This window comes from Streptomyces sp. NBC_01198, from assembly GCF_036010485.1.
GTDB lineage: Bacteria > Actinomycetota > Actinomycetes > Streptomycetales > Streptomycetaceae > Actinacidiphila.
The window spans coordinates 6,442,933-6,464,471 of record NZ_CP108568.1 but is presented as its reverse complement, the minus strand read 5'-3'; the positions used below and the strand labels follow the sequence as shown (position 1 = coordinate 6,464,471).

Annotated in this window: 18 protein-coding genes; 7 read left to right on the top strand and 11 right to left on the bottom strand. The window is 73.3% G+C overall.

What is annotated here, in order from left to right; translation table 11 throughout:
* The first annotated feature begins 5 nt into the window (after positions 1-5).
* Positions 6-1,220, top strand: a complete 1,215-nt coding sequence (locus OG702_RS28710; RefSeq protein ID WP_327291840.1) for an acyl-CoA dehydrogenase family protein — start codon at positions 6-8, stop codon at positions 1,218-1,220.
* Positions 1,221-1,646: 426 nt separating this feature from the next.
* Here the strand turns inward: OG702_RS28710 and OG702_RS28705 are convergent, their stop codons facing one another.
* From OG702_RS28705 to OG702_RS28690, 4 genes are read right to left on the bottom strand one after another with little or no spacing between them, the layout of a single operon-like run.
* Positions 1,647-2,630: an NADPH:quinone oxidoreductase family protein gene (locus OG702_RS28705; RefSeq protein ID WP_327291839.1), complete on the bottom strand. Its 984-nt coding sequence runs from the start codon at positions 2,628-2,630 to the stop codon at positions 1,647-1,649.
* 18 nt (positions 2,631-2,648) lie between these two features.
* Entirely contained in the window at positions 2,649-3,281 is a 633-nt protein-coding gene (locus tag OG702_RS28700; RefSeq protein WP_327291838.1) for a TetR/AcrR family transcriptional regulator, read from the bottom strand.
* Between the two features lie 50 nt (positions 3,282-3,331).
* A complete protein-coding gene (locus OG702_RS28695) occupies positions 3,332-4,987 on the bottom strand; it encodes an AMP-binding protein (RefSeq protein WP_327291837.1) in 1,656 nt (551 codons plus the stop codon).
* Complete coding sequence (locus tag OG702_RS28690) at positions 4,984-5,766, bottom strand: SDR family oxidoreductase (protein WP_327293416.1); 783 nt, start codon at positions 5,764-5,766, stop codon at positions 4,984-4,986. The genes OG702_RS28695 and OG702_RS28690 overlap by 4 nt, the downstream gene beginning before the upstream one ends.
* A 240-nt stretch (positions 5,767-6,006) precedes the next feature.
* On the opposite strand from OG702_RS28690, the gene OG702_RS28685 reads away from it, so the two are divergent.
* Positions 6,007-7,254, top strand: coding sequence for a serine-threonine protein kinase (locus OG702_RS28685; protein ID WP_327291836.1), 1,248 nt, complete (start codon positions 6,007-6,009; stop codon positions 7,252-7,254).
* A 340-nt stretch (positions 7,255-7,594) separates the two neighbouring features.
* Here the strand turns inward: OG702_RS28685 and OG702_RS28680 are convergent, their stop codons facing one another.
* Positions 7,595-10,345 carry a penicillin acylase family protein gene (locus OG702_RS28680; protein ID WP_327291835.1) on the bottom strand — a complete coding sequence of 917 codons (2,751 nt, stop codon included), beginning with the start codon at positions 10,343-10,345 and terminating at the stop codon, positions 7,595-7,597.
* 212 nt (positions 10,346-10,557) lie between these two features.
* On the opposite strand from OG702_RS28680, the gene OG702_RS28675 reads away from it, so the two are divergent.
* A complete protein-coding gene (locus OG702_RS28675) occupies positions 10,558-11,760 on the top strand; it encodes an IS110 family transposase (RefSeq protein WP_327291834.1) in 1,203 nt (400 codons plus the stop codon).
* A gap of 143 nt (positions 11,761-11,903) precedes the next feature.
* Here OG702_RS28675 and OG702_RS28670 read toward each other — a convergent pair whose 3' ends face one another.
* Both OG702_RS28670 and OG702_RS28665 read right to left on the bottom strand, forming a co-directional pair.
* Positions 11,904-12,647: an SAM-dependent methyltransferase gene (locus OG702_RS28670; protein ID WP_327291833.1), complete on the bottom strand. Its 744-nt coding sequence runs from the start codon at positions 12,645-12,647 to the stop codon at positions 11,904-11,906.
* A gap of 40 nt (positions 12,648-12,687) precedes the next feature.
* A complete protein-coding gene (locus tag OG702_RS28665; RefSeq protein ID WP_327291832.1) occupies positions 12,688-13,500 on the bottom strand; it encodes a helix-turn-helix transcriptional regulator in 813 nt (270 codons plus the stop codon).
* An 85-nt stretch (positions 13,501-13,585) separates the two neighbouring features.
* Here OG702_RS28665 and OG702_RS28660 point away from each other — a divergent pair, with 85 nt between their 5' ends.
* Both OG702_RS28660 and OG702_RS28655 read left to right on the top strand, forming a co-directional pair.
* Positions 13,586-14,656: an LLM class flavin-dependent oxidoreductase gene (locus OG702_RS28660; protein WP_327291831.1), complete on the top strand. Its 1,071-nt coding sequence runs from the start codon at positions 13,586-13,588 to the stop codon at positions 14,654-14,656.
* Between the two features lie 66 nt (positions 14,657-14,722).
* Positions 14,723-15,187: a MaoC family dehydratase gene (locus tag OG702_RS28655; RefSeq protein ID WP_327291830.1), complete on the top strand. Its 465-nt coding sequence runs from the start codon at positions 14,723-14,725 to the stop codon at positions 15,185-15,187.
* A 137-nt stretch (positions 15,188-15,324) separates the two neighbouring features.
* Here the strand turns inward: OG702_RS28655 and OG702_RS28650 are convergent, their stop codons facing one another.
* Together OG702_RS28650 and OG702_RS28645 are read right to left on the bottom strand one after the other, a co-directional pair.
* A complete protein-coding gene (locus tag OG702_RS28650; RefSeq protein ID WP_327291829.1) occupies positions 15,325-15,978 on the bottom strand; it encodes a TetR/AcrR family transcriptional regulator in 654 nt (217 codons plus the stop codon).
* A 154-nt stretch (positions 15,979-16,132) separates the two neighbouring features.
* Positions 16,133-17,287, bottom strand: coding sequence for an acyl-CoA dehydrogenase family protein (locus OG702_RS28645; RefSeq protein ID WP_327293415.1), 1,155 nt, complete (start codon positions 17,285-17,287; stop codon positions 16,133-16,135).
* A 118-nt stretch (positions 17,288-17,405) separates the two neighbouring features.
* Between OG702_RS28645 and OG702_RS28640 the strand changes: the two genes are divergently transcribed.
* Together OG702_RS28640 and OG702_RS28635 are read left to right on the top strand one after the other, a co-directional pair.
* A complete protein-coding gene (locus tag OG702_RS28640; protein WP_327291828.1) occupies positions 17,406-18,068 on the top strand; it encodes a TetR/AcrR family transcriptional regulator in 663 nt (220 codons plus the stop codon).
* A 33-nt stretch (positions 18,069-18,101) separates the two neighbouring features.
* Positions 18,102-18,647 (top strand): DUF402 domain-containing protein, encoded by a 546-nt coding sequence (locus tag OG702_RS28635; protein WP_327291827.1) that lies wholly within the window; start codon positions 18,102-18,104, stop codon positions 18,645-18,647.
* Between the two features lie 96 nt (positions 18,648-18,743).
* Here OG702_RS28635 and OG702_RS28630 read toward each other — a convergent pair whose 3' ends face one another.
* Both OG702_RS28630 and OG702_RS28625 read right to left on the bottom strand, forming a co-directional pair.
* A complete protein-coding gene (locus tag OG702_RS28630) occupies positions 18,744-19,826 on the bottom strand; it encodes a zinc-binding dehydrogenase (RefSeq protein WP_327291826.1) in 1,083 nt (360 codons plus the stop codon).
* 195 nt (positions 19,827-20,021) lie between these two features.
* Complete coding sequence (locus OG702_RS28625) at positions 20,022-21,404, bottom strand: aldehyde dehydrogenase family protein (RefSeq protein WP_327293414.1); 1,383 nt, start codon at positions 21,402-21,404, stop codon at positions 20,022-20,024.
* Between the last annotated feature and the right edge of the window lie 135 nt (positions 21,405-21,539).

The following is a 21,539-nucleotide window of genomic DNA, read 5'->3' as shown; positions in this document are numbered from 1 at the left end:
GCACGATGGACTTCGCCTTCGACACCCGTACGGAGGAGCTGCGGTCCCGGCTGACCGCCTTCCTCGACGAGCACGTCCACCCCGCCGAGGCCGTCTTCGCCGAGCAGTACGAGCAGGCGGGTCCCGACGCCCACTGGTCCGTACCGCCCGTCGTCGCCGAACTCAAGGCCGAGGCGCGGCGGCAGGGCCTGTGGAACCTCTTCCTGCCCGGCGAGCACGGCGCCGGGCTGACCAACCTGCAGTACGCCCCGCTCGCCGAACTCACCGGCCGCAGCCCCTTCCTGGCCCCCACCGCACTCAACTGCGCCGCCCCCGACACCGGGAACATGGAGGTGCTGGCCGAATTCGGCACCCCCGCCCAGCGCAAGGAGTGGCTGGAGCCGCTGCTGGCCGGCGAGATCCGCTCCGCGTTCGCCATGACCGAGCCCGACGTCGCCTCCTCCGACGCGACCAACATCGAGACCCGGATCGAGCGCGACGGCGACTCCTACGTCATCAACGGCCGCAAGTGGTACATCTCCGGGGCGATGAACCCCGCGTGCGCGGTGTTCATCGTCATGGGCAAGACCGACCCGGCCGCCGAACGGCACCGGCAGCAGAGCCAGATCCTGGTGCCGCGCGACACCCCGGGCGTGGACATCCGCCGGGGCATGCGGCTCTTCGGCTACGACGACGCCGACCACGGCGGGCACGCGGAAGTCGTCTTCCGCGACGTCCGGGTGCCGGCGGAGAACCTGATCGGCGTGGAGGGCGGCGGCTTCGCCATCGCCCAGGCCCGCCTCGGGCCCGGCCGCATCCACCACTGCATGCGGCTGATCGGCATGGCCGAGCGGGCGCTGGAACTCATGTGCCGCCGGGCCGCCTCCCGGATCGCCTTCGGCAAGCCGCTCGCCGCGCAGGGCGTGGTCCAGGAGTGGATCGCCGAGTCACGGGTCGAGATCGAGCAGCTGCGGCTGCTGGTGCTGAAGACCGCGTGGCTGATGGACACGGTGGGCAACCAAGGTGCCCATACGGAGATCCAGGCCATCAAGATCGCCACGCCGGCGGGCGTGCAGCGGATCATCGACCGGGCGATCCAGGCGCACGGCGCCGGCGGCGTCTCCCAGGACTTCCCGCTGGCGCGGCTGTGGGCCGGGGCGAGGAGCCTGCGGCTCGCGGACGGGCCCGACGAGGTGCACCGCCGCTCACTCGCTCGCCGCGAGCTCGCCCGATACGCCTAGCTAGGGCTCCGCCCTTCCCCCGCTGAGGCCTGCCTCCCCCGGCGGGGGCTGCTTCTCCCCGGCGGCGGGTGAGTGCCACTTGCGGTGGCCTGCCGCCTTTCTCCCCACCGTGGCTGAGCGCCCAGTTCCTCGCGCCCCTCAGGGGTGCCACTTGCGGTGGCGATCGCCTTTCACGCCGTCGTGGTTGCGCGTGCAGTTCCCCGCGCCCCTCAGGGGTGCCCTCTGGGGAGAGGGTGAGCGTTTTTCAGGGGCGCGGGGAACTGCGCGATCAGCCATCGCGATGGTGAAGGCGATCCGACACCGCAAGTGGCAACCACCCAGGGGCGCGGGGAACTGCGCGGCCCGCCCCCACCGGGCGGGAGGAAGCAGGAGACCGCACGGGGGACTGACCGGGGAGTTCGGGCGCACCACCGGCGGAGCCGATGTTCAGGGGTGGAGGGCCAGGCGGCCGGTCGTGAGGCCGGCGGAGACGCGGGTCACCGCGTCGGCGGCGGCGGTGAGGGGGAGGCGGGCGGAGACCAGGGGGCGCACCGCGCCGGCCGCGGCGAGCCGGGTGAGCTCGTCGTGGGCGCGCCGCACGGCGGCCGGCTCGCGCGCCGCGTAGAGCCCCCAGTGCAGCCCGAGAATCGCGTAGTTCTTGACCAGCGCGTGGTTCAGGCCCGGGGCCGGCACCGTACCGCCGGCGAAGCCGACGACCACGATCCGGCCCTCGAAGGCGATGCACTTGGTGGACCGGGTGTAGGCGTCACCGCCGACCGGGTCGTAGACGACGTCGGCGCCGCGCCCGCCCGTCGCCTCCTTCACCACGGCCACGAAGTCCTCCGCGTGCCGGTCGACCACGAGGTCGGCGCCCAGCCCGCGCGCTGCCTCGGCCTTCTCGGGGCCGCCGACGACGCCGATCACGGTGGCGCCCGCGGCCTTGCCCAGCTGGACGGCCGCGCTGCCCACCCCGCCGGCCGCGGCGTGGACGAGCAGCGTCTCGCCGGGCTGCAGCGCGGCCCTGCGGTGCAGGCCGAACCAGCCGGTCTGGTAGCCGATGTGCAGCACCGCCGCCTCCGCGTCGTCCAGGGCCTCGGGCGCGGGCAGCACGCCCGCGGCGGGCACGACGGCGTATTCGGCGAAGGCACCGCCGGGCAGCGCGGCGGGGCTGATGACCCGGGCGCCGACGGCGAGGCCGGTCACGCCGGAGCCGAGCGCGGCGATCTCGCCGCACATCTCGACGCCCGGCGTGAAGGGCAGCGGCGGCCGGATCTGGTACTCACCGCGGCACAGCATCGCGTCGGGGAAGTTGACGCCCGCCGCGCGGACCCGCAGCAGCACCTCGCCGGGGCCGGGCTCCGGGGTGGGGACCTCGTCGAGGCGCATCGCCTCGAGCGGCTCGCCGTTGTGGTGGACGCGCCATGCCTTCACGCTGGGGCTCCCGGTGGGTCAGGGCTGCCGCACCGAGTGCAGCAGCAGGTCGGAGAACTCGGTGGCGACCTGCTCGGCGGACAGCGGGCCGTCCGCGTGGTACCAGGTGCCGAGGTGGTGCACCGAGCCGAAGAAGAAGTCGACCACCAGGTCGGGCCGCAGGCCCGGGCGGAAGTGGCCGTCCCGCTGGCCCTCCTCGACCAGCGAGCGGAACCGCTCGTGGTAGCGGCGGCGTTCGGCCCGTACGACCTTCTGCTTCTCGGGGCTGAGCTGGTGCATCGAGCGGAAGAAGATCTTCGTGTCGTCCAGGTTCTGGATGCTGGTGACCACCACGTCGGCCGCGGCCTCCGCGAGCCGTTCCGGCACCTCGGTGTCCCGGGCCGCGATGGTGTCCAGCCGCTCGGTCTGCAGCCGCAGCACCCGGGCGTAGATCTCGTGCAGCAGGTCGTCCTTGGAGCCGAAGTAGTGGTAGAGGGCGCCCTTGGTCACGCCCGCCGCCTCGACGATCTCCTGGACGGAGGTGCGGTCGTAGCCGCGTTCGGCGAACAGCCGGGTGGCCTCGGCGAGCAGCCGCTCGGGCACGGCCGCACCGGAGCCGGTGCCCGCGGCCGTCCCCGTACCGCCGTCGTCGCTCGTCGTGCTGCGTGCCATGACCTGCCCCTCTCTCGTGCCGCCCGCCGGCATCCCGGCCGGTATGGACCCTATCCGGCGGTCGCCTTGAGCTCGCGGCGGAGGATCTTGCCGGTCGCGGTCTTCGGCAGCTCGCCGAGCACCTCGATCTCGCGCGGGTATTTGTACGCCGCCAGCCGCTCCTTGCAGTAGGCGACCAGCTCCGCGGGATCCGCCGTGGCACCCGGACGCAGGCTGACGTACGCCTTGACGCTCTCGCCGCGGTAGGCGTCGGGGACGCCGACGACCGCGGCCTCGCGGACCTCCGGGTGGGTGTAGAGCACGTCCTCGACCTCGCGCGGCCACACCTTGAAGCCGGACGCGCTGATCATGTCCTTCTTGCGGTCGACGACGTAGAGCCAGCCGTCGGTGTCCATGAAGCCGATGTCGCCGGTGTGCAGTTCACCGCCGGGGATGGCGGCCTGCGACTCGGCCGGCTGGTTCCAGTAGCCGGGTACGACCATCGGACCGCTGACCGCGATCTCGCCGGCCTCGCCGAACGGCAGTTCCGCGCCGGTGTCGTCGAGGATGCGCACCATGGTGCCCGGGCCGGGCACGCCGACCGCCAGGGTGCCGGACACCGGGTCGACCGGCGCCTCGTAGCCCGGCGGGACGCTGGCGCAGGGGGCGGTGCACTCGGTGAGGCCGTAGCCGTTGGCGAGGTAGCGGCCGCCGGAGCGCACGCGGAAGGACTCCACCACGGCGGGCGGCAGCGGCGCGCCGCCGGAGGAGATCAGCTGGAAGGACGCGAAGTCGTCCGCGGTGGCGTCCGGCCTGGCGAGCAGCGCCATGAAGGCGGTGGCGGGTCCGACGGTGTAGGCCGGGCGGTGCTCGCGGAAGGCGTCGAGGACCACCCCGGGCTCGAAGCGGTAGGCCAGCGCGACGGTGTGGCCGGCGGCCAGGCCGGCGGAGAGCTGGCAGACCATGCCGGTGATGTGGAAGAGCGGGGCCAGCGCGAAGACCACGGCGTCGGCGGGCAGTTCCTGGACGCGGATCTGGCGGTGGGCGTTGAAGGAGATGTTGCCATGGGTGTTCAGCGCGCCCTTGGGGCGTCCGCTGGTGCCCGAGGTGTAGCTGACCAGGGCGGTGTCGCCGACCGCGGGCAGCGGGACGTCGGGGCGCGGTCCGGCCGCGGCGCGGGCGGCGGCGAGCAGGTCCTCGGCGTCATCGGCGGGCAGCCGGCCCGCGGTCAGCACCCGTGGGTCGTCGCGGGTCTGCAGGTCGAGTTCGCACGCGGTGAGCGCTATACGCACCGGGGACGACGCGGCGGTGTCCCGTACGTACTCCTGCCAGGCGCGCTCGGAGCAGACCAGGGCGGCCGCACCGGCGTCAGTGAGGATGTGCGCGAGTTCGCGCTGCTTGTACATCGGGTTGACCGGGATGACGGCGCCGCCCGCCTTCCAGGCCGCGAGCAGCGCGACCGCGAACTGCGGCACGTTCTGCAGCATGACGGCGAGCCGGTCGCCGGGCGCGAAGCCGCGGGCGGCGAGGTGGCGGGCCAGGCCGTCGGAGAGCGCGTCGAGTTCGCCGTAGGTCAGCCCGCCGTCGAAGTACGCCAGCGCCCGGCGGTCGGGGCCGCTCCGCGCGGCGGCCAGGAAGCCGTGCAGCACCGAGGGCGGGTAGTCGGTGTCCGCGCGCTGCTCCTCGGTGAAGAACTGCAGCCACGGCTGGTCGGCGTATCCGCTCACTTGTCCTCGCCTTCCTTCGCCCGCAGGTCCTCGTAGCCCCGCTGGAGCTTGTTCATCCCGCCGAGCCAGCGTTCCGGCTCCGCGGCGCGGGTCGCGTAGTACCCGGCGACCTCGGGGTGCGGCAGGATCAGGAAGCGCTCCTCGGCGATACCGGCGAGCACCGCCCGTGCCACGTCCTCGGGCTCGATGGCGCTCGGCGTGAGCACCAGGGCGCCCGCGGGCCCGGTGGAGTCGAGCATCGCGGTGCGCACGCCCTGCGGGCAGACGGCGTGCACGGCGATCCCGCGGTGGCGGTAGGTGAGCGAGAGCCATTCTGCGAAGGCCAGCGCGCCGTGCTTGGTGACGGAGTACGGCGCCGCGCCGATCATCGTCAGCAGCCCGGCGGCGGACACGGTGGACACGAAGCGGCCCTGTCCGCGCTCCAGCCACTCCGGCAGCAGGGCGCGGGCGGCGCGGACATGGCTCATGACGTTGACGTCCCAGGCCAGTTCCCAGGCCGCGTCGTCGGCCTCGGGGCCGCCGCCGGTGCCGACGCCCGCGTTGGCGCAGAAGACGTCGATCCGGCCGCCGAGCGCGGTTCTGGCCGCGGGCACGATGCCGGACGCGTCGCCCGGGACGACCGCGGCGCCGATCTCGTCGGCGACCTTGTGTGCGGCGTCGGCGTCGAGGTCGTTGACGGCCACCCGGGCGCCCTCGGCCGTGAAGGCGCGGGCGAGCGCGGCTCCGATGCCGCCGCCTGCCCCGGTGACGACCACTCGGGCGTCGCGCAGTGCTTCCACCACCACAACCGTGTCTCCTTCGACTCGACTCCGGGCTGCCCCGTGCTCGCATACTAAGCAGTCGGTCACCCAATCCGGAAGGGCCGGGTGCGCGCGGCGGCGCAGCCGACCCGTATTCACCCCCAGGGGGGATGGACGCCGGCCGGGACGGCCGGGATGATGCGCGCAGAGCGGACAATCACGGGCCTTTCGGCCGCCGCCGGAACGGGCTTCCGGCAGCTCGCCGGGGCGAGGGGAGCCATGGCCGTGGCAAGCGTGCAGCCTTACTGGGACCTGACCTTCGACGCGGACGGCGACGCCGACGCCGGGCAGCGCGACGCGTTGCTGGCGCACGCCGGGGAGCGCACCGACCTCGTCCTCTTCTCGCACGGCTGGAACAACGACCTGTCCACGGCGTCGGCGCTCTACGACCGCTTCTACGGGCTCTTCCCCGCGCTGCTGTCCGACGCGCCCGGCCTGCGCCTCGGTTACGCCGGAGTGCACTGGCCGTCCATGCGGTTCACCGACGAGCCCATCCCCGACTTCCCGCACACCGCCGCCGGCCCCGGCGCGGACCTCGCCACGCTCAAACGGGTGCTGCCCGGGCATGACGCGACCGTCGACCGGATCGCGGAACTGCTCGCGAGGCGACCGGCGGACCCGGCGGCGCTGGACGAGTTCGCCGCGCGGGTCCGTACGCTGACCGGCTGCTCACTGCCGCGGGCGGCCGCGCTCGCCCAGGACGCCGGCGGCACGGAGGCGGCGGCACTGCCCGCGCTGCTCACCGACGATCCCGGGACCGTTTGCGCGGCGCTGGGCGACGCCGTCGCCGAAGTGCACGGCGCCGAGGAGCTGTTCGGCGGGCTGGACGCGATCGGCGGGAAGGTGTGGTCGGGGGCGCGGGAGCTGTTGCGGCAGGCCACGTACTTCGCGATGAAGGGGCGGGCCGGCACGGTGGGACGAGCGGGACTCGGGCCGCTGATCGGGCTGCTGGCCGCGCGGGCACCCGGCACCCGGGTGCATCTCGTCGGGCACAGTTTCGGCGCCCGGCTGGTCTCCTTCGCCCTCGCCGGGCTGCCGCCCGAGGCCCGCAACGTCGCTTCGGTGACCCTCCTGCAGGGTGCCTTCTCGCACTCGGCCTACTCCCCCGACGGCGCGCTGCACGGCCTGCAGTCCCGCGTCGACGGCCCCGTCGTGGCCTGCCACTCCACTCACGACCAGGCACTCGGCGTCTTCTACCCCCTCGCCTCCCGCCTGTCCGGCGACGACCGGTCCCTGCTGGGTGACGACCGCTGGGGGGCACTCGGCCACGACGGCTTCCGCGGCCTCCCCGACGCCCCCTCCGTCCCCCTGGCCACGGCCCTGAACACCCCCTTTGCCTCCGGACGTTGCACCAGCGTCGACGCCTCCGCGGTGGTCCGCTCGGGCGGCCCTCCCTCCGGCGCGCACAACGACATCTGCCACCCGGAACTGGCCGCGCTGACGCTGCGGGCGGCGGCGCTGCTCTGAACATGCCATCCGGGGGTGCGGTGGGCCGCCTGAGGGGGGTGCCACTTGCGGTGGCGATCGCGGCCTTCCCGCCGTCGTGGTTACGCGCGCCGTTCCTCGCACCCTGAGGGGTGCCCTCTCGGGAGAGGGTGAGCGTTTTCAGGGGCGCGGGGAACTGCGCGACAAGCCACCGCGCACCGCAAGTGCGACACGCCACCGCACGTGGCAACCACCACTAGAAACCACCGCGCGACCAGCCCCCACGGCGGGAAAGAAGCGGCGCCACCGCACGTGGCAAGGACAGCCGGGGGCAGGCGCAGCCGGAGCGGCGCCTGCTCCCGTCTCGCAGAAGCCCCCGCGGCTAGCGGTGCGCGGGGAATTCGACGACTTGCTGGTACGTCGGGCGGTTCTGCCAGCTGATGCGGTCGTCGGTGATACCGCCCAGCGGGCGCTGGACGATGGAGTCGGCGCACCACTGATCGCCGGCGCCGCACCCGTCGTCGCCGGGATAGACCGTCGTCGCCGGGACGGCGGCGGCCTGCTTGAGCGTGGTCAGCAGCACGTCACGGCAGGCGGCCGGCTGCCCGCCGCCGCAGTACGTGCGCGCCAGTGGCCCCGCCACCGGCACGCCCAGCACCTGCCGGATGTCCTTGTCGACATAGCTCCACCAGCCGTACTGGAAGGCGCTTCCGGCGTGCGACCCGGTGGGCCCGTGCCCGGCGGACGGCGACTCGTCGACGGTGAGGTCGGCGGTGAGCGCCGTGTAGAGGCCGCCGCCCAGGCCCGGCTGGAATTCGCCCTGGACGAGCAGCGGCCACCACGCGTCCATGACGCGGATCGCGTCGGCGTCGGCGTAGGTGTGGGAGCCGGGCGAGGTCTCGTGGCGTTTGGTGCCCGCCGCGCTCCAGGCGGTCAGCTGCTGCACGGCGGCGGCCTCCTGCGGGTCGGTGACCGGCGCGCGGTTGATGACCTGGAGCAGTTCCGGCAGCACGTCCTCGCCGCGCAGGTCGGTCAGCGCGGCGTCGTCCATGGCCTTGACCAGCGCCGAGCGGGTGACACCGCCGGTCCTGACCAGGGCCTTGACGCGGTCGTCGAGGAGGTCGGCGCGGTGTACGGCGCCGTTGCCGAAGCCCGCCGAGGTGTAGCCGGGGGCCTGCTTGTTGTTCCAGGAGACGTAGTAGTCCTGGTCGACGGACTGCGGGTGCTGCGCAGGCGGCGTGTAGGTCGCGGTGTTGGCCACCGGGTCCCAGCCGCGCCAGTCGTACGCGGCCTGGGCCCAGACCGGGAAGGACGCGTCGACGCCGTCCGCCCGCACCGGGTTGGTGCCGCTGTTGTAGTACGCGGTCTGCCGCGAGTCGGCGTAGAACCAGTTGAAGGTGTAGTTGATGTCCCGCGCGGCCTTCTGGAAGGACGCCGCGTCGTGGACGAAGCCGGGGTCGTTGAGTTCCTGGAAGCCGAGGATCGAGTCGGCCTCGTGGCGGTAGGAGCTGCGCAGCTGGGTGTAGGCGACGGCTTTGCCGCCGACGGTGGCGCGGTATTCGACCGGGCCGTAGGCGGTGCGCCAGACCTGCATGCGGTAGGAGCCCGCGGCGGTGGTGTCGGCGAGGGTGGGCTTCCAGGAGTTGGTGCGCTCCAGCTTCTCCATGGCGACGCAACTGCCGTGGAAGATGTAGTGCGTGGCGTCCTGGCACAGCTCGACGGCGTAGGTGTCGGTGACGTCCTGGGACGCGGAGGTGGCGCTCCAGGCGTAGTCCTGGCCGCGGCCCAGCTCGATGTACATGCCCAGGCCCGCGAAGGAGGCGCCACGGGCGCTGATGCCCGGGCCCTGCAGTTCCTGGAGCATGAGCAGCTGTGGCGCGAAGTAGCCGGTCTGCGGACCGAAGACGGCGACCGGGTGGCCGCTGGCGGTGTGGGCGCCGCTGACGACCAGGGCGTTGGACATGCCCTTCTTGGTGGAGAAGAGGTTGCCGGGCAGCACCCCGGGGCTGCTGGTCGTCGCCTGGGTGGCGCCGCCGGTGGCGTCGTAGACCAGCGGCTCGGCGACGACCGAGCCGGCGTCGGGCAGCGCCTGGCCCTTGGCGGTGGCCGGCTCGCCCGCGTAGGGGAAGCCGGTGCCGTCGTGGACGGTGGCGGTGGCCTCCGGGTCGTCCCGTTCGCGGAAGGACTCCCAGACCTTGGTGCCCTCGGCGACGCCGTACTGCTGCTGCGCGGCCAGCAGGGACAGCGCCGACTGCACCTCGCCGCCGCCGCCGGTACCGAAGAGCGCGCCGACCACCGAGGCGAGCGCGATCAGGTCGGTGAGCTTGAAGGGCTCTATGGCGCCGGCGTTGGTGATGGCGTCGACATGCCCGGTCAGCACGTATTCGCCGGGGAAGTACCGCCCGTTCTTCGACGCGGTGATGTAGGAGTTGATGCCGTCGACGTACGCCTGCGCGTCGGCGAGTGCCTGCTGGCCGCGGGCGCCGCCGGAGTCGGCCAACTGGTCGACCTGGGACTGGAGGTCGGCCTCGGTGTAGGGGGCCTGCTTCCAGAACTCCTGCTCGAGGCCGCGGTTGGCGGCGGCGCCGCCCGCGAACGACGAGAGTTCGCCGCGTCCGACGTGCCGGAAGAGGTCCATGAGCCAGAGCCGGTCCTGCGCCGCCGCGTAACCCGCGCCGAATTCCGTGCCCTGCCGGGTGGTGCCCTTGATGTGCGGCACCCCGGTCTTCTTGTCCCGGGTGATGGTCACATCGGAGCGCGGGCTGGCGATCGAGGCGATCTGGTTCAGCGGTACGCCGAAGGACGAGTCGTTGAAGAAGCTGGTGATGGTGGCGTCGGTGAGGGTCGGGTAGCCGTTCGCGAGGTTCGCGTACGGGCCGAGCTGGTCGGCGGTGTGCGCGGGCCGGGTGCCGAGTGCCTTGTTCGCCAGGATGTCGGCGAAGGTGGCGTTGCCGTTCTCGCCTGGCGGCAGGATGTCGGCGCACTGCCCTGCGCAGTAGTCGCCGGAGTCCGCGGCGTGCGCCGCCAGTGGCACCGGGGCCACCAGCGTCGCCGCGAGCGCCAGCAGCGCTCCTGCGGTGGCCGTTCTGAGCGTGCGGATCCTGCCGATCCGTCGTGGGGTCCGTAGCGGCATGTCTGCTCCGTAAGTTGTTAGGCGGCCCGGGAGGGCCGGGTGTGGCTGATGTCTGCTTGCCTTCAGTGGCTTCGAAGGAGTGGCCGCCCGGCTCTCCGGGGCGCCCTGGCTGCTGATTGAGATATGCGCGCTTTGTGCGGTCGCTGATTACGGAGATGACAGCGGGGTGTTCCTCGGGCCGACGGCATGCCGTGCGGAGCGAGGAGGGGCAGGTGAGTGATGGAAAGGCCCAGGCCTGGGCGGGCGTTGACGCGGGGAAGGGGCACCACTGGGCGGCGGTGGTCGACGAGACCGGCACGACGCTGTGGTCGAAGAAGGTCGTCAACGACGAGTCGGCGATCTTGACCGCGCTCGGCGAGATCCTCAACCTGGCGGACCACGTCCACTGGGCGGTGGACATCTCCGGGACGTCCTCCGCGCTGCTGCCGGCCCTGCTCGCGGCGCACGGTCAGCAGGCCGTCTACGTGCCCGGCCGAACGGTCAACCGCATGTCGGGCGCCTACCGGGGCGAAGCAAAGACCGATGCCCGCGACGCCTGCGTCATCGCCGAGACCGCCCGACACCGCCGGGACTTCGCCGTGATCGACGTCCCCGCCCAGCCGGCTGCCGATCTGGCCCTGCTGACCGCCCACCGGTCCGACCTCGCGGCCGACCGGGTGCGGATGATCAACAGGCTCCGCGACGTGCTGACCGGTGTCTTCCCCGCCCTTGAGCGGGCCTTCGACTACTCGGCGCACAAGGGCGCCCTGGTCCTGCTGACGGGTTACCAGACCCCGGCAGCCATCCGGCGCCGCGGCCGGGCACGGCTGGCAGCATGGCTCGCCAACCGCAGCGTCCGCAGCGCCGACGTGGTCGCCGCGACCGCTCTGGAGGCCGCGGAGGCCCAGCAGACCGCGCTTCCCGGCGAGGGCGTCGCCGCGCAGATCGTCGCCGACCTCGCGGCGCAGATCCTGGCCCCGGACGACCGGCTGAAGAGGATCGACAAGCAGATCCGTGAGACGTTCCGTGCCCACCCGCAGGCCGAGATCATCGAATCCCTGCCCGGTATGGGACCGATCCTTGGGGCCGAGTTCATCGTCGCAGCCGGCGACCTCCCGGCCTACGCCGACGACGGGCATCTGGCCTCGGCGGCCGGGCTGGTTCCCGTCCCGCGCGACTCGGGTCGCCGCACCGGCAACCCGCACCGGCCCCAGCGTTACAGCCGCCGCCCGCGCAGGGTGTTCTACATGTCGGCGCAGACCAGCATCATCCGCGAGGGACCGAACCGGGACTTCTACCTCAAGAAGCGCGGTGAGGGCTGCAAACACGTCCAGGCCGTCATCGCCCTGGCACGCCGACGAGCGAGCGTGCTCTGGGCACTGCTGCGTGACGGACGGACGTTCACCTCCGCCCCGCCGGTCACGCAAACGGCTTGACTTCATCATTGAGACTCCTTCCGGAAGCCGGTGCGCGGAGGTTACCGCCGGTACGTCGGCCCCGGAAGATGAACATGCGTCAGGTTTTCGGATTCCGCCCGACCCGGCCGTACGAGCGGGGCCCGGCCCGCGCCCCCCGGTGCTCAGCGAGCGCGCAGCACGAACACCCCCCAGCCCAGGTAGCGGCGGTTCCACTCCAGGTGGGTGCGGCGGCCGTGGTCGAGGAACTCCCGCATGTCGGCCGCGTCCGGGTGGTCGGCCGGGGTGTCGCGCAGCCAGTCCGCGATGGTGAACCACTGCCCGGCGGCGTAACGGTCCCAGCTGTCGCCGTCGGCGAGCACCATCTCCAGCAGCTCCATGCCCGCCGCCTCGAACCGGTCGAGGGTGCCGACCAGCGACGTGAAGTCGTCGGCCGCGAAGCCCGTCGCGTCCAGGGCGCCCTGCGGGGCCGGCGCGGTCCAGTACGGCTCGCCGATCAGCATCAGGCCGCCGGGCCGCAGCGCGGGGCGCAGCAGCTCGATCGTGCCGGCCAGGCCGTTGCCGATCCAGGTGGCGCCGATGCAGGACGCCACGTCGAAGGCGGCGGGCTCCGCCGCGTACGCTCCTGCGTCGCCGCGCTCGAAACTCACCCTGTCCGAGACGCCGAGTTCGGCGGCCCGCTCCCTGGCGGCGGTCAGGAAGACCTCGCTCAGGTCGACGCCGACCCCGCCGGTGCCGTACCGCTCCGCATACCGGGTGAGCATCTCGCCCTTGCCACAGGCCAGATCGAGCTGCCGCTGCCCGGGCTGCAGCCGGCAGAGGTCACCGAGGAGCATCAGCTTCTCCTCGGTGATGGGGTTGAGGATGCGGTGCCGGGACTCGGCGATCTCGTGGTGGCGCAGGCTCATACGTCTCCTCGGTCAGCTGCCCGGCGCTCCCGCCGGTGCGTCAGGCATCCTGCCGCAGCGCCTCGGCGGTGGCACGGTCGGCAGGCAGGAACGCCTCCAGTTTGAGCTCGGCGATCGTGACGTCGGCCGCGGTGGCGAAGACCGCGACGGTGGTCATCAGTCGCAGCAGTCCGCGGCCGGCGGAATCCAGCTCCATGGGCACGGTGAAGCCGAGCAGCGCGTCCGGCTGCTCCGCCGTCCTGGCCGGCGCCGGTACGTATCCCGCGAGCTCGTCGTGCAGCGCGGCCAGCCGGTCGTCCGGATTGCGCCGCTGCTCCTCGCGCAACGCCTCGATGACGTGGCGTGCCCACTGAGGGAAGTTGCGGATCCGCGGGGCCATGCCCGCCGGATGCAGGGCCAGCCGCAGGATGTTCGGCCGGGGTCCGAGCAGCGCCGGGTCGGCGCCCTCGGTCATCAGCCCGAAGGCGGAGTTGGCGCCGATCAGCTCCCCGTAGCGGTCGACGATGATCGCCGGGTACGGCAGATGGCCGGTCAGGATGTGGTCGAGCGCTTCGAGCGCGGGGGCGAGCGCCGGATCGGCGAGGTCGCGCTGCGGGTGCACCGGCGCGTATCCGGCCGCCAGCAGCAGGCCGTTGCGTTCCCGCAGCGGCAGGGCGAGCGAGTCGGCGATCCGCGCGACCAGCGCCCGACCCGGCGCGGACCTGCCGTTCTCGATGAAGCTGATGTGCCGCTGGGTGGTGCCCGCGCGCAACGCCAGTTCCAGCTGGCTCAGATGGCGGCGGCCACGGCTGGCGCGCAGCGCCTGCGGGAAGGCCTGCACGGCGGGCTGGGCGGGGCTCTGGGGGGCGGTCACGGCTCCTTTCTAACCCGGGTCGCGCGCAGCGGCCATTCCCTGCCGGGAATTGAGGAGCGGCCCGCGGCGGCCCACGATCGGCGGCATGACACGCACGTTCACCCCGACCACCGGTCCCGCCGGCACCGCGGCACCCGGGACCGTCTCCGCCGACACCGTACGGATGGGCGTCTTCGTCCCCAGCACGAAGGTCCACTGGGGCGAGTCCACCGACCCCAGGGAGGCCGTCTCCTTCGGTGTGCGCGCCGAACGCACCGGCTTCGACTCGCTGTGGGCCACCGACTCGCTGCTCACCCCGCGCCTCGAAGCGCTGACCGTGCTGGCCGCGCTCGCCGCCGTGACCGAGCGCGTGGCGCTGGGCACCGGCGCGCTGCTGCCCGCGCTGCGTACGCCCGTCCAGGCCGCGCAGACCATCGCCTCGGTCGACCTGCTCTCCGGCGGGCGGCTGGTGCTGGGCGTCGGCGCCGGCTACCCCGGCGGCTTCGGGAGGCCGGTCTACGCGATGGCCGGCACGCCGTGGCCGAACCGCTTCGCCCGGCTCGACGAGACGGTGGAGCTGTGGCGCCGGCTGTGGACCGGCGAGGGTCCGGTGACCTTCCACGGGGAGGTGCTGCACTTCGACGACCTCGTACCGGCCACCCGCGCCTTCCGCCCGGGCGGCCCGCCGGTCTGGCTCGGCGGCGCCACCCCGGCCGCGCTGGCCCGCGCCGGGCGACTCTACGACGGCTGGCTGCCGTATCCCCCCGACCCGGCGGACTACGGTACGGGGCTGGCCGCGATCCGGGACGCCGCCGGGGAGGCGGGCCGCGGCGGCACGCCGTTCGCGCCGGCGCTCTTCGTGAACGTCCTGATCACCGACGCCGCGGACGGCGGCCGTGCGGCCATGGACGCGTACGCCCTGGCCAACTACCGGCGGCCGGTGGCGGAGCTGGAGAAGATCCAGGCGATCGCGGCGGGCACGCCGGAGGCCGTGGTGGAGCGCCTGGGGCGCTATGTCGCGCAGGGAGCGCGGCATCTGGTGATCCGGATCGCCGCCCCCGACATCCCCGCCCAGCTCGGCCAGCTGGACCGGCTGGTGGCGCTGCGGCCCGCGCTGAACTCCCTGCTCGCGGGCGCGACCGGCGGGCCGGCGGCGGCGGACGTGCGGCGGCGTTGACAGCCGGGGTCGCCGGAACCATGCTGAGCAAGCGCTTGGAAACCCGCGACCCCGGAGGCCTTGACCATGTCCCAGCAGCCCCGCGTCTTCGCTTCGCCCGACGAACTGCGGGCCGCCGTCGGCGAGCAACTCGGCTGGACGGACTGGCTGGAGATCGACCAGAAGCGCATCGACGCCTTCGCCGAGACGACCGGTGACCACCAGTGGATCCACGTCGATCCGGAGCGCGCGGCCGAGGGCCCGTTCGGCACGACGATCGCGCACGGCTTCCTGACGCTGTCGCTGATCCCGTCGCTGACCCCGCAGCTCCTCCGGGTCGAGGGCGTGCGGATGGGCGTCAACTACGGCGTCAACAAGGTCCGCTTCCCCTCCCCCGTCCCGGTCGGCTCCCGGCTGCGCGCGACCGCGGCGGTGGCCGAGCTGACCGAGGTGGGCGGCGGCCTGCAGATGGTCACCCGGGTGACGATCGAGCGCGAGGGCGGCGACAAGCCGGTGTGCGTCGCGGAGACGGTCGCGCGCTTCTACCTCTGACCGGCTTCGGCCCCTGCATGACCGGCCTTGCCTGCCGCTGACCGGCCTCGTCCAGCGCCGCCCGGGCCTTGCCTGCCGCTGACCGGCCTCGTCCGCCGCTGCCCGGGCCCTGCCTGCGTCTGACCCGGCCTCACCGCTCAGTCCTGCGCGACCCGCAGGGCCCGCTCGGCCGCCGGGCCGTCCCCGGCTCGGACCATCCGCAGCACGAGGTCGGCGTAGAGCGCGCCGACCTCGTCGGGCGTACGCCGGCCGGCCGGGTTGAACCAGCGGGCCACGTCGATGCACAGCGACAGCACCGCCAGCGTGGTGCCGGAGACCTCGGGCACATCGAACTCACCGGCGGCCACACCGGCGGCGACGATCGCGCGGATCGCGTCCTCGCTCTGCCGCCGCAGCGCCACGATCTCGGCGTAGTGGTCGGGGGCGAGCGCGCCCAGTTCGTACTGCACCACGCGCCCCGTGGTGTGGTGCTCGGCGTGCCAGCGCACGAAGGCGCGGACGGCCGCGTCGAGCCGGTCGGCCGCGCTTCCCGCGCCGTCCCGCGCCTCGCCGAGCATGGCGAGCGAGCGCTGGTGGCCGACCCGGCTGATCTGGTAGAGCAGCTCTTCCTTGGTCTTGTAGTGGATGTACAGCGCCGCCGGGCTCATGCCGGCCCGGCCCGCGATGTCCCGGGTGGTGGTGGCGTGGTAGCCGCGCTCCGCGAACGCCTGCACCGCGGCGATCACCAGCCGCCTGGCAGCGTCGGGGGTGATGTCCTCCCACGCCTCGCCGGTTGCCGCCTCCGCACTCATCGCACGCTCCTCTGACCCGGTCTGTTGACAGGGTCACACCCTACCTGGCGGGTGAGCAAGCGCTTAGGGAATCTCCGGGGATCTTGCCCGGCCGGTCCGGTGCCGCCGGGCCGTCCGGGCTGCCGGTCCCTCGGAAGGCGTGGCGGCCGGCGGGTCAGAAGGCGGAGACGCCGGTGAGCGAGCGGCCGATCAGCAGCTTCTGGATCTGGCTCGTGCCCTCGTAGAGGGTCATGACCCGGGCGTCGCGCAGCAGTTTGCCGACGGGGTACTCGTCGATGTAGCCGTAGCCGCCGAAAACCTGCAGCGCGTTGTTCGCGCAGCGCACCGCCGCCTCGCTCGCGTGCAGCTTGGCGACCGACGACTCCGTCGCGAAGGGCTGCCCGCGGTCGATCAGGTCGGCGACCTGCCAGGTCAGCAGCCGGGCCGTGGCCACGTCCACCGCTATGTCGGCGATCATCTCCTGCACCAGCTGGTGCCCCGCGATGGGGACGCCGAACTGCTCGCGCTGCCCGGCGTAGCCGACCGCCGCCTCCAGGCAGGCCTGCGCGATGCCCACGCAGCCGGCCGCGACCGACATCCGGCCCTTGGCCAGCGCCGACATCGCCACCGAGAAGCCCTTGCCCTCGGGCCCGAGCATCGCGTCGGCCGGCACCCGTACGCCGTCGAGCACGATCTCTGCCGTCGCCTGGCCGCGCAGCCCGAGCTTGCCGTGGATGGCGCGGCGGCCGAGGCCCGGTGTGTCGGCGGGCACGAGGAAGGCGCTGACACCCCGGTGCCCTTCCTCGGTGCTGCCGGTGCGGGCGAAGAGCAGGACGACGTCGGCCCAGGTCCCGTTGGTGATGAAGGTCTTGCCGCCGGTGATGACGTACGCCTCCCCGTCGCGCACCGCGCGGGTGGTCAGGCTCCCGGCGTCGGAACCGGTGCCCGGCTCGGTGAGCCCGAAGCAGCCGATCGCCTCGCCCGAGGTGAGCCGGGGCAGCCAGGCGCGTTTCTGCTCCTCGGTCCCCCAGTGCGCGACGGACTTGGCGACCAGGCCGAGGGAGACGGACACGATGCCGCGCACGGAGGAGTCCGCGCGGCCCAGCTCCTCGGTGACCAGGCAGTACGCGACGTGGTCGCCGCCGGAGCCGCCGTATTCCTCGTCGATGGTCAGGCCGAGGAAACCGACCGCGCCGAGCTTCTTCACGATCGCACGGTCGACCGCCTCCGCCCGGTCCCATTCCGCGGCGTGCGGGGTGACCTCGCGGTCGGTGAAGTCCCGGGCGAGCGCCCTGATGTCGGACTGCTCGGCGGAGAGTCCGAAGTTCACTGCCATATCCGCGCTTCCCTCCGTGCCCTCACCGGTGCTCCCGTCCGCGGTCCTGTCCCGCGTCCGCCGCCGGGCGATGGAAACTACCACCGCTAGTTTATGGCGGGCAGCCTCTACTATGTGCCGCATGGCCCGCCCCCGCAAGCCCCTGCTCAGCCGCGACCGCATCGTGACGGCGGCGCTCGCGCTCGTCGACGGCGAGGGCCTGGCGGCCCTGTCGACCCGGCGGCTGGCCGCGGAGTTGGGCGTCAGCGGGCCCTCGCTCTACAACCACTTCTCCACCAAGGAAGCGATACTCGACGCGGTCGCCGACACGGTGGTCGACCAGGTCGACCTGTCGATGTTCAGCGGGGGCACGGACTGGCGGAAGGCGCTGCTCGACTGGGGCCGCTCCTACCGCGCGGCCCTGACCGAGCACCCGAACATCGTGCCCTTCCTCGCCACCGGCCCCGGCCTGCGCCCGGCGGGCCTGCGGATGGCCGACGCCGTCTTCGGCGCCATGGTGGAGGCGGGCTGGCCTCCGGCCCAGGCGACCCGGATCGGGGCCCTGATGCGGTATTTCGTCACCGGTTCCGCGCTCGGTTCCTTCGCGGGCGGCTTCGTGGGCGACGCGGAGGCCTACGACCCCGCCGACTACCCCCACCTCGGACAGGCCCATCTGCTGGCCAGGAACCGGGAGCGGGTCGACTCGGGCGCTTTCGAGACCGGGCTCCGGGCGCTGCTCGACGGCCTGGCGCTGCAGTACGCGGACGCCAACACCCGGGCGTCCGCGGAAGGCTGACGAAGGGCGGGCGGCGGCTGGCAGGATGACGCCATGTCGACATCGGATTCACCCCTGGCGGCCACGCAGCGGCTCATCCAGGTCAACTACCGCAAATACGACGGCACGCTGCACTGGAATCTGCGGATGCGGCGGCTCGGCGAGGACGAGCACGGGATATGGCTCGGGCTGCCCGCCGACAGCGTGATGCGCAAGGGCCACAACCCCGAGGTGCCGGTGCCCGAGGCCCATGTGCTGCTCTTCCCGCGCGAGGCGTGGTGGACGGCGACCTTCAACGCGGCCCCGCGCGCGACCGAGATCTACTGCGACATCACCACCCCGCCGCGGTGGCCGTCGGAGGACGAGGTCACCATGGTCGACCTCGACCTCGACGTGCTGCTCAAGCGCGCGGCGCCGGCGCCGATCCTGGTCGACGAGGACGAATTCGCCGAGCACCAGGTGCGCTACGGCTACCCGGCCGATGTCGTCGCCGCGGCCGAGGAGTCGGCCCGCTGGCTGATGGGCGCGATAGCGCGCGCCGAGGGGCCCTTCGACGGGGTGCACAAGTGCTGGCTGGCGATGGTGGGCGGGAGCGCCTAGCCCCGGGGCCGGTGGGCCGGGGCGACCCTCGGTGCGGTGGTCTGGCTGGTGTGGGCGGGAGGTGTCGCGATCCTGGTCTCGCCGGCGGGCGGGGCCTCAGAAGACGACCAGCGTCCTGCCGCCGCGCCCCGCGGTCATCGCCTCGAACGCCGCCGGGATGCCGTCGAGGCCGATGTGCTCGGTCACCATGCCGGACAGGTCGAGGCGGCCCTCGCGTACGTGCCCGGCGAGGACGGGGAGATCCTTCGCCGGGTCGCAGTTGCCGTACACGCACCCTGACAACGTCCGGCCGAAGTAGAAGAGTTCCAGCGCGGTGAAGGTCACCTTCTGGTCCTGGCCGCCGATGCCGACGACCGTCGTGCGGCCGCCGCGCCGGGTGGAGGACCAGGCGGTGCGGATGGTGTCGGCCCGGCCAACGCATTCGATGGCCACGTCGGCGCCGTGACCGCCGGTCAGGCCGCGTATGCGCTTGGCCGTGTCCTCGCCGGCGACGACGAAGTCGGTGGCGCCCGCCGTCCTGGCCAGTTCCTCCTTGCCGGGGGCGACGTCGACGGCGACGATCTGTTCCGCACCCGCGAGCCGGGCGGACTGCAGCACCGCGAGGCCGACCCCGCCGACGCCGTAGACGGCAACCGACTCGCCGGGGCGTATCGCCGCCGCGTGGTGCACCGCTCCGTAGCCGGTGAGCACCGCGCAGCCGAGCAGGGCGGCGTCGGTCAGCGGCACGCCCTCGGGCAGCGGGAGGACGGCGGCGGCCCCGACGACGGTCTCCTCCGCGAAGGCCGCCGTGCCAAGACCCGGATGCAGCGGGCTGCCGTCGGCGGAGAGGGTCGCGTAGGGGGTGGTCGCGGCGTTGCCGGAGTTCGCGCACAGCCACACCTCGCCGAGCCCGCAGAAGTGGCAGTTGCCGCAGGCCGGCGCCCAGTTGAGCACCACCTGGTCACCGGGGGCCACGTGGTCGACGCCGTCGCCGACCGCGACGACCGTGCCCGCGCCCTCGTGGCCGAGGACGGCGGGTACCGGCTGGCGCAGCGTGCCGTTGGACAGCGAGAGGTCGGAATGGCAGACGCCGGCCGCCGCGAGCCGTACCCGTACCTGGCCGGGGCCGGGGTCGGGCAGGTCGATCTCGGTGACGACCAGCGGTGCGTTGACGGCTGGCAGGACGGCTGCGCGGACCACGGGGTCTCCTGATCGGTTCGGCGATGGGCTGGGGCGGGTGGGTGCCGGTGGAGCGGTGCACCGGTCGGGCCGGTGCACCGGGTGGGCCGGTGTACCGGGTGGGCCGGTGTACCGGGTGGGCCGGTGTACCGGGTGGGCCGGTGTACCGGGTGGGTCGGCGACGTCACGTGGGACGTGCCGGGCCGGGCCACGGCGTCAGAACTGCAGCGACTTGGTCTGGAGGTATTCGGCCAGGCCGTGCGCGCCCAGCTCGCGGCCGACGCCGGACTGCTTGTAGCCGCCGAAGGGGGCCCGCGGGTTGAACCGGCCGCCGTTGATGTCCACCTGGCCGGTGTCCATCCGGCGCGCGAAGGCGACGGCGGCGTCCTCGTCGGCGCCCCAGACCGCCCCCGCGAGCCCGTAGACCGTGCCGTTGGCGATCCGCAGCGCGTCCTCCTCGTCCTCGTAGCGGATCATGACGACGACCGGGCCGAAGATCTCCTCCTGCGCGATCGCCATGTCGGCGGCGACGTCGGCGAAGACGGTGGGCCGGACGTAGTAGCCGGTCTCCTTGCCGTCGGGGGCGTCGGGGCCGCCGGCCACGATCCTGGCGCCCTCCTCCACTCCGCGCCGGATGTAACCGCGCACCCGGTCGCGCTGCTTGGCGTTGACGACCGGGCCGAGGCGGTCGCCCGGCAGGTACTTCGCGGTGGAGGCGGCGGCGATGGCGACGGCCTCGTCGTAGCGCGCGGCGTCCACCAGCATCCTGGTCCAGGCGCTGCACGTCTGGCCGGAGTTGGCGAAGACGTTGGCGAGGCCGACGTTGACCGCGCGGGCCAGGTCGGCGCCCGGCAGGATGACGTTCGCGGACTTGCCGCCCAGTTCGAGGGCGACGCGCTTGACGGCGGCGCCCGCCGCCGCACCGATCTGCCGGCCGACCGCGGTGGAGCCGGTGAACGACACCAGGTCCACGCCCGGATGCTCGGCCAGCGCTTGGCCTGCGACCGGGCCGAGCCCGGTGACCAGGTTGAAGGCTCCCGCCGGCAGTCCCGCCGCGGCCAGGATGTCGGCGAAGAGCTGGGCCACCAGCGGGGTGTCCTCAGCGGGCTTGAGCACCACCGTGCAGCCGGCGGCGAGCGCGGGGGCGACCTTGGCGACGATCTGGTGCAGCGGGTAGTTCCACGGCGTGATCGCGCCCACCACGCCGACCGGCTCCTGGAGCACCCGCGAGTTGCCGACCTGCTCCTCGAAGGGGTGTGCTGCGGCCAGTTCGGCGTAGGAGGCCATCACGGCGGTGGGCAGGTCTGCGTGCACGGCGGTGGCGAAGGCCGGTGGCGCTCCCAGCTCCGCCGACACGGTGGCGGCGATCTCCTCCCGGCGGGCGGCGAGCAGGTCGCGTGCCGCGCCGAGCACCGCGGCCCGCTCGGCGGGCGGGGTGGCCGCCCAGCCCGGCAGTGCCGCGCGGGCGGCCCGTACGGCGGCGTCCACGTCCAGTGCGCTGCCGGCCGGCACGCGTGCGATGACCTGCTCGGTCGCCGGGTCGATGACGTCGATGGTGCCTTCGGTGGCCGCGGGCCGCCACTCACCGCCGATGAACACCGCGTCCTGCCCGCGGTAGACCCCGGCCGCGCCGCCCGCGTCCCCGGTGCCGCCCGCCACGCCCGTCCCGTACGCCTTGCCCGTGCCGCCGCCGTCAGCCATGACCGTCCACCTGCCGCCTTCTCGTCGCCACTG

What these genes read in the sequence shown, in the direction of transcription:
- OG702_RS28710 (WP_327291840.1), top strand. Translation starts at nt 6, where the DNA reads ATGGACTTCGCCTTCGACACCCGTACGGAGGAGCTGCGGTCCCGGCTG.
- OG702_RS28700 (WP_327291838.1), bottom strand. Translation starts at nt 3,281, where the DNA reads ATGGCACGCAGCACGACGAGCGACGACGGCGGTACGGGGACGGCCGCG.
- OG702_RS28685 (WP_327291836.1), top strand. Translation starts at nt 6,007, where the DNA reads ATGGCCGTGGCAAGCGTGCAGCCTTACTGGGACCTGACCTTCGACGCG.
- OG702_RS28680 (WP_327291835.1), bottom strand. Translation starts at nt 10,345, where the DNA reads ATGCCGCTACGGACCCCACGACGGATCGGCAGGATCCGCACGCTCAGA.
- OG702_RS28670 (WP_327291833.1), bottom strand. Translation starts at nt 12,647, where the DNA reads ATGAGCCTGCGCCACCACGAGATCGCCGAGTCCCGGCACCGCATCCTC.
- OG702_RS28660 (WP_327291831.1), top strand. Translation starts at nt 13,586, where the DNA reads ATGACACGCACGTTCACCCCGACCACCGGTCCCGCCGGCACCGCGGCA.
- OG702_RS28655 (WP_327291830.1), top strand. Translation starts at nt 14,723, where the DNA reads ATGTCCCAGCAGCCCCGCGTCTTCGCTTCGCCCGACGAACTGCGGGCC.
- OG702_RS28650 (WP_327291829.1), bottom strand. Translation starts at nt 15,978, where the DNA reads ATGAGTGCGGAGGCGGCAACCGGCGAGGCGTGGGAGGACATCACCCCC.
- OG702_RS28640 (WP_327291828.1), top strand. Translation starts at nt 17,406, where the DNA reads ATGTGCCGCATGGCCCGCCCCCGCAAGCCCCTGCTCAGCCGCGACCGC.
- OG702_RS28635 (WP_327291827.1), top strand. Translation starts at nt 18,102, where the DNA reads ATGTCGACATCGGATTCACCCCTGGCGGCCACGCAGCGGCTCATCCAG.